This is a genomic window from Streptomyces polyasparticus, assembly GCF_014493765.1.
In the GTDB taxonomy this organism is placed as follows: domain Bacteria; phylum Actinomycetota; class Actinomycetes; order Streptomycetales; family Streptomycetaceae; genus Streptomyces; species Streptomyces polyasparticus.
Genome location: NZ_JACTVJ010000042.1, coordinates 21,441 through 27,879, shown reverse-complemented (window position 1 = coordinate 27,879; position 6,439 = coordinate 21,441). Strand labels below are relative to the sequence as shown.

The following is a 6,439-nucleotide window of genomic DNA, read 5'->3' as shown; positions in this document are numbered from 1 at the left end:
CTCCGGTTAGCTGAAGCCCGTCCGTCCGGGCGCGGTCAACGAGCATCGCGATCAACTGCTCGTCCGACACCGCCTCCACGGCCGACTCAACGACCGGCTCCTCCACGGCCTCGTGCTCGGTGATGGTCTCGCTCATCAGGCGTCTCCTTGATCATCGGATCCGCCGTCTATTGGACACTCCCTGGCCGCCGGGCCTCCTGCCCTACCTGTAGGAACGACGTGCATGGCGAGGCGCGTTGCGTGCCGCGGCGGGAGGTCGGCGTGCGGCGTGGCGAGGATCGGGCTGTGTGGGAGCCCGGAGGGCGTGGGTGATCAGGGGCAGTACGGCAGTGCCGAGTGTGAGGGCACCGATGCAGTTCAACGCCGGTTCGTACGTGTCGGGTTGGGCGAGTGACGCGAACAGTGGGGGGCCAGCGAGGCCGGCGAGACTCCAACCGACGAGGATCAGACCGTAGATGGCTGCCGCATGGGTGAGTCCGAAGCAGGTGCTGGTGGCGGCCGGCATGACGGCGAACCCGCCGCCGAAGCACGCGCAGACGACAGCCGCGAGGGCGAGAAGGACCGGGCGCGATGTGGTGCCGGAGATCGCGAGCAGGCCCGCCCCCTGCAAGGCCAGGGTGAGTGTCATGGCCGGCAGGGGTCCGTTACGGTCCGCGACCCAGCCCCACAGCGGCCGCCCGGCCGCGTTGCACACCGCCATGCCCGAGGTCACGGCCGCAGCTTGACCGAGCGTGAGGCCCGCCTGGGTCCGGCCGATGTCGGTCATGGCCGAGAGAAGGCAGATACCGGCGAGGGTGTTGCAGAACAGAATCGAGGTGAGCAAATACCAGTGCGCGCGGCGTACCGCCTCGGCCGGCCGCAGATGGGGCGCCCCAGGGCGCCTGGCCGCGCCATGGCTCGCTGCGGCGGGCGTGGGCGGGTCGACGAAGCAGACGGCTCCGGCGAGTGTGGTCAACAGGAAGACGAGGGCCAGCGGCCCAAAGGCCCGGGCCGGATGCGCCGGGTCGTGCGCGATCAGGACGCGCGTGAGGGGGACGGCCAGCGCAGCTCCGAGGCCGAAGCCGCCGGTCGCGATGCCTGCGGCCAGGGCACGCCGACCGGGGAACCACTTCTGCAGCAGCATGGTGGGGACGACGTACCCCATGCCCAGGCCGAACCCGCCGACGAGGCCGTAACCGCAGACGACGATCCAGAAGGTGGCCGCGGTACTTCCTACGCCAGAGGCGGCGCAGCCGCCGCAGTACAGAAGCGCAGCGGTCACGGCCACGGCGCGGGGGCCGCGGCCCTCCACCAGGCGGCCTGCAGCAAACGCGCCGAGGAAGATCATGCCGATGGCCGCGGAGAACGGCAGGCTTGCAGTCGTACGGCTGAGCCGGTAGGCACCGTCGGGGCGGCTGAGTTCGATGGCGAACACGCTCCAGGCATACACGGAGCCGTACGCGAGCTGGTTGATGACGACCGCGCACGCCACGGTTGTACGAGTGACCGGTGTACGGCGCGAGCCCGGTGGTGTGCAGGAGTCAAGAACCTCAGCCGTCATGAGGGTGGTGGACGGAGCCGATAAGGCCGTCGCGCTCCGCGGCCGTCAGGAGCTCGCCGGCACGTGAACGGCTGATGGTCAGCATGTCAGCGACACAGGTAACTGGGTCCTCCTGGGCGGCCAGGGCCGCGGACTGGATGTGGGCAGCCCACCGCAGTTCCTTCTTGTCCTCCATGGGGTTCCTCTCCTCTTGTTTGTGCTACGCATGCCTGCTTGAAATATCACAGGCTGCCTACCGAATTCCGTCCATCGATCTTCGGTAATTCTCTGCAGCGCAGGCAAGAAGGAACAAGAAGCACGCGGGGTGCGAGGGCGCTAGGGTTGTGCGCCGGGCGCGCGTACTTCCTGGACCTCGTCCAGCATTCATATAATCAGGAGAGCCAGGGGTGGCCAGGGGCGCAGAATGCTGCAGGTCAGCGCTTCCGTATCTGGTGAATGCGCCTACACTTGCGCATTTGTCCGAGGGTAGCGTTTTTGGTTCCGGCATTTCATTGCGGTTTGTCCGGCGTGAAATGTCGTCCCGTTCGGAGGTGGCGAAAGGAATCTGTCATGCAGCAGAGGGATCTGCGTATCGGAATTCTGGGGTGCGGTCCCATCGCGCAGAATGCGCATCTGGATGCGGTACGGAAAGCCCGTAACGCGGAGCTGTACGCCATCTGCGATGCCGCCCCAGACCTGCTGGAGCGGATGCGGCAGATCCACGCTCCGCGTTACGCCCACTCCGACTACGCGGCGATGCTGGCCGATCCGGAACTGGACGCCGTGGTGATCGCGGTCGATGACCGCTACCACGCCGAGCTGGCCGGGCAGGCGCTGGCCGCCGGCAAGCATCTCCTGGTCGAGAAGCCGCTGGCTGTGAGCGTGGAGGAGTGCGAGGAACTGCGCGCACAAACCGCCGCGGCAGGTCTGGTCGTGCAGGTGGGCAACAACCGGCGCTTTCATCCCGGTTGGCAGGACGCCAAGCGCTTCCTGGACGAGGAGATGGGCGGAGTGCTGGCGTTCTCGGCCTGGTACCACGACTCGGTGCACCGCTACACGCTCCAGGACAACCTGTATCCGGTACCTGTGGTCAGCGACCGTGCTAGACGGCCGGCCGAGCCGTGGAAAGAGGTCCGCGAGCGGTACTGCCTGCTCACCCACGCGAGCCATCTGCTCGACACGGCCCGCTACTTCCTCGGGCCGATCACCAGTGTCCGCGCCGTCCATCTGGAGGGCGGGGACCAGCACTCCTGGACCATCGAGGCTCGATTCTGCAACGGGGTAGCCGGTCAGCTGCGGCTCGTGGTACCTGCCCAAGCCGACTTCGAAGAAGGTTTCCAGATCTACGGGGAACACGGCTCGATCGAGGGCAGCGCTCCTCTGCCGTGGTTTCAGCGCGCACGGGTCGAATGCTTCAAGGACGGCCACTACCAGAGGGTGCTGGGCGAGGACGGCTTCACCTTCAAGCGACAGGTCGAGGCCTTCGCGGACACCGTACTCAACGGCGCGCCGCAGCAAGGGGCCACAGTGGAGGACGGCCTGGCCACCGTACGCGGCCTGGTGGCCGTCTCCCACGCCGTGGTCAGCGGGGAAACGGTTCGCCTCGACGAGGTCACCGGGCCGGTCGTGGTTCCGGAGAAGAACCGGACCGCGCCCGCCGTCCCGCGGCGCCGCCGCCCGGTACCTGTGGCCGACTGCAGGAGCATCGACGAGTCCTCGATCGGAATCTTCGCCAAGACCTTTCCGCGCCCATCACTCGAGGAGAACGCCACAGCCGTGCGGAACGCAGGGTTCTCCCTCGTCCACTTCAACATGGCCTGCGCGGGCCTGCCGTCGATGCCGGACGAGATCACAGCCAAGACCGCGCGCACCGTACGCGACACCCTGAACCGGCACGGCATCCGGATGGCCGGGATCTCCGCCACGTTCAACCTCATCCACCCCGACCCGGCGCAGCGCCGGGTCGGCCTGCGCCGCTTGCAGGTGATTGCGTCCCACGCCAAGGCAATGGGCACCTCCCTGGTCACCTTGTGCACCGGCACCCGCGACGCGGATGACATGTGGCGCGGGCACGGCGACAACACCACGGCCGAAGCTTGGCAGGACATGCGGGCCGGCATGGAGCAGGCAGTCGCCATCGCCGAGCAGGAGGGTGTGTTCCTGGGCATCGAGCCGGAGGTCGCCAATGTCGTCGACTCCGCCCGCGCTGCCCGTACCCTCCTGGACGAACTGCGCACCGACCGCGTGAAGATCATCTGCGATCCGGCGAACATCCTGCGTCCCGTGGACGCCCGCGACATGCGCCCTAAATTGGAGGAGTTCTTCGACCTGCTCGGCGATGACATCGCCATGGGGCACGCCAAGGACGTGGTCTTCGACGGCGAGCAGGTCACCCACTGTCCGGCTGGCACCGGAAGTCTCGACTACGCGACCTACCTGGAGCTCTTCGCGCAACTCGCCGAACCAACTCCCTTGATCATCCACGGACTGGCCGAACACGAGGTATCCGCAGCCCGCGCCCACGTCCAATCCCGGGCCGCCCGAATCCGTGGCTCGCGTGATGCTTACGTGCGCCTGGTCTCGGCACCTGCCGCCCGGACGTGAGCAGCCATGCCCACCTTCCGGCGTGACGGCATCGCCTTCCACTACACAGACCGGCCGGCCGATCCGGGCAACGCTCGCCTGCCGTTCCTCTTCCAGCACGGCATCGGCGGCACCCTTGCCCAGCCCACCGGGCTGCTGGACCCTGTCCCGCCCGGCATTCGGCTGATCTCGATGGACGCTCGGGGGCACGGCGCCACCTGGCCGCTGGGTCCGCCGGAGCGGCTGACCTTCGACGATCTCGCCGATGATCTGGTGGCCCTCATGGACCACCTCGAACTGCCCGAAGCAGTCGTCGGCGGCATCTCGATGGGAGCTGGCACCGCGCTCACCATGGCGCTGCGCCACCCGGCACGGGTCACCGCGCTGGTCCTCTCCCGCCCCGCCTGGCTCGACGGCCCCATGGTTGCTGCGGATATCTACGGCCTGATCGCCCAACTGCTGTGCGATCACGGCTCCGATGAGGGACTCCGCCGCTTCACCCACACCCCCGAACATCGCCGTATCGCCAGGGAATCACCGGATGCGGCCGCCTCGCTCAGGGGGCAGTTCACCGAACCGAGGGCCGTCGAAGCGCTGGCGCGCCTGGAGCTCCTGCCGCATAGCCGACCACTGCCCGATATAAAGGCCCTGCACTCCGTTCGTGTCCCGGCGCTGGTCATGGCAACCGGGTCGGATCCCGTGCATCCACTGGAGTACGGTCACGCACTGGCCGAGGCCATCCCCAGGGCCCGACTGTGCGAACTCACCCCCAAATCCACCAGCACACAAGCACATCGAGAGGAAGCACTCCAGGAGATCACCCGGTTTCTCTGCAGCATCGATTCGATCTGAGCGTGGCCACGAGCGTCGACCTGACGGAGGTACTGCGCGGCAGCGCATGTTCGACCCGTCCGGGCACCACCAGTGATCGCGGCAGCGTCTACGAGATCCGTCACCTCATGCAGGGGCCCACACGCTCGGCATCGATGTGCAGCCCTGAGCTGCCCAAGTTCGTAGAGTCCGCGGACTGGCCTGAGTTCGGTGAGCCTGCCCGGGTGTGTTCGGCACCGCCCCAGCCGCTCACGGCGGGTCCGCACTGTCCACTGACGAAGTTCTTGAGGTCCTGATCATGGTGTGCCACTGCGCGTGTGATGGGGCGTTTCGCCGAAGCGGGCGCATGGATGGTCAGCGGGTGGGCGCCGATGTGCTGTCGCGTACAGCGAGTGTGGGTTCGATCTCGATGTGCCGGGTGGGAGCGCCGGGTTCGTTCAGCAGGTCGAGCGCGCTCTGTACTGCGAGGCGGCCGACGTGACGCTTGGGCGGGCATACCGCGGTGAGGGAAGGGCTGGCGAACTCGGCGAACTCGTCGTCGTAGGCTACGACGGACAACTCGCCGGGCAGAGCGACCAGTTCGGCCAGGCCACTCTGCAGCAGGGCAAGGGCATCCTCGTCCGAGTGGCACAGCAGGGCGGTGGCCTGCGCATGGAGGAGCCGGTCGACGAGTCGGCGGGTGTCCTCGCGCTCCCAGCGCGGCCAGCCGGCCAAGTCCCGGCCCGAGATGCAGAGAGGTTCGAGGCCAGGGGCTACGGCGACGCGCCAGCCCTGCTCGACGCTGTACGCGGTGGGAGTGTCACCGCGGGTGAACAGGGCGATCCGTTCGTGCCCGAGGTCCTGCAGGTGACGGACAGCCAGCGCGGCTCCGTTCTCATGCGCGGTGCGGACCCAGGAGACCGCGGCGGCGTGCGGCTGGGGGGCGCGGCGTTCCAGGAGGACGGTGGGTGCGGGCAGGGTGCAGGTCCACTCGGCGGCGACGCCGGTGTGCCGGTCGGCTGCAGCCGGGGCGAGGAGCAGCGCCTCGGCTCCGGCGTCGAGGAGGTTCTTGGCGAGGTCGGGCTCGCGCTCGGGGGCGTAATCGGAGACGGCGAGCACCAGGCGTCCGCCGAGCGGGGCGAGGGTGGCGCGGATGCCGTCGACCATGCTCTTGAAGTAGTACGAGGACTTCGGTACGAGCACTCCGATGGTGGGCCCCGACCCTTCGGAGGCGGGTTGCCCTCGGCCGTCCGCGCGAACGGCCGGCCCCCGGGGGGTGAGGGCGGCCGTCGGCTCCTCAGGGGTTCGGCTGCCGGGGAGCATCGCGCCGCCGTGGACCTTCAGGAGCAGCCCTTGGGATACCAGCGCGTCGAGGTCGCGGCGGATCGTGACGTCGGAGACGCCGAGTTGGGTCACCATGTCCGCCACCCGCACCGCGCCGTCGCGACGCGCCTGGCTCATGATCGCAGTGCGTCGTTCGGCAGCAAGCATGTGTCCCCCTTGTCACGGCCCGATGCGGATCCTGCT

The 6,439-nt window shown here is 68.2% G+C and carries 5 protein-coding genes and 1 pseudogene; 2 read left to right on the top strand and 4 right to left on the bottom strand.

What is annotated here, in order from left to right:
- From H9Y04_RS48730 to H9Y04_RS43765, 3 genes and pseudogenes are all read right to left on the bottom strand, one after another.
- A pseudogene (locus H9Y04_RS48730) lies at nucleotides 1-136 on the bottom strand (IS256 family transposase); the annotation flags it as partial.
- Between the two features lie 66 nt (nucleotides 137-202).
- On the bottom strand, nucleotides 203-1,471 hold the full coding sequence (locus H9Y04_RS43770; protein ID WP_187819853.1) for an OFA family MFS transporter: 1,269 nt from the start codon (nucleotides 1,469-1,471) through the stop codon (nucleotides 203-205).
- Nucleotides 1,472-1,529: 58 nt separating this feature from the next.
- Nucleotides 1,530-1,715 carry a hypothetical protein gene (locus H9Y04_RS43765; RefSeq protein WP_187819852.1) on the bottom strand — a complete coding sequence of 62 codons (186 nt, stop codon included), beginning with the start codon at nucleotides 1,713-1,715 and terminating at the stop codon, nucleotides 1,530-1,532.
- Between the two features lie 374 nt (nucleotides 1,716-2,089).
- Between H9Y04_RS43765 and H9Y04_RS43760 the strand changes: the two genes are divergently transcribed.
- Complete coding sequence (locus H9Y04_RS43760) at nucleotides 2,090-4,123, top strand: TIM barrel protein (RefSeq protein WP_187819851.1); 2,034 nt, start codon at nucleotides 2,090-2,092, stop codon at nucleotides 4,121-4,123.
- Between the two features lie 6 nt (nucleotides 4,124-4,129).
- Nucleotides 4,130-4,954 (top strand): alpha/beta fold hydrolase, encoded by an 825-nt coding sequence (locus H9Y04_RS43755; RefSeq protein ID WP_187819850.1) that lies wholly within the window; start codon nucleotides 4,130-4,132, stop codon nucleotides 4,952-4,954.
- A 333-nt stretch (nucleotides 4,955-5,287) separates the two neighbouring features.
- On the opposite strand, the gene H9Y04_RS43750 is transcribed toward H9Y04_RS43755, so the two are convergent.
- Nucleotides 5,288-6,403: a substrate-binding domain-containing protein gene (locus tag H9Y04_RS43750; protein ID WP_268980569.1), complete on the bottom strand. Its 1,116-nt coding sequence runs from the start codon at nucleotides 6,401-6,403 to the stop codon at nucleotides 5,288-5,290.
- Nucleotides 6,404-6,439: the final 36 nt, after the last annotated feature.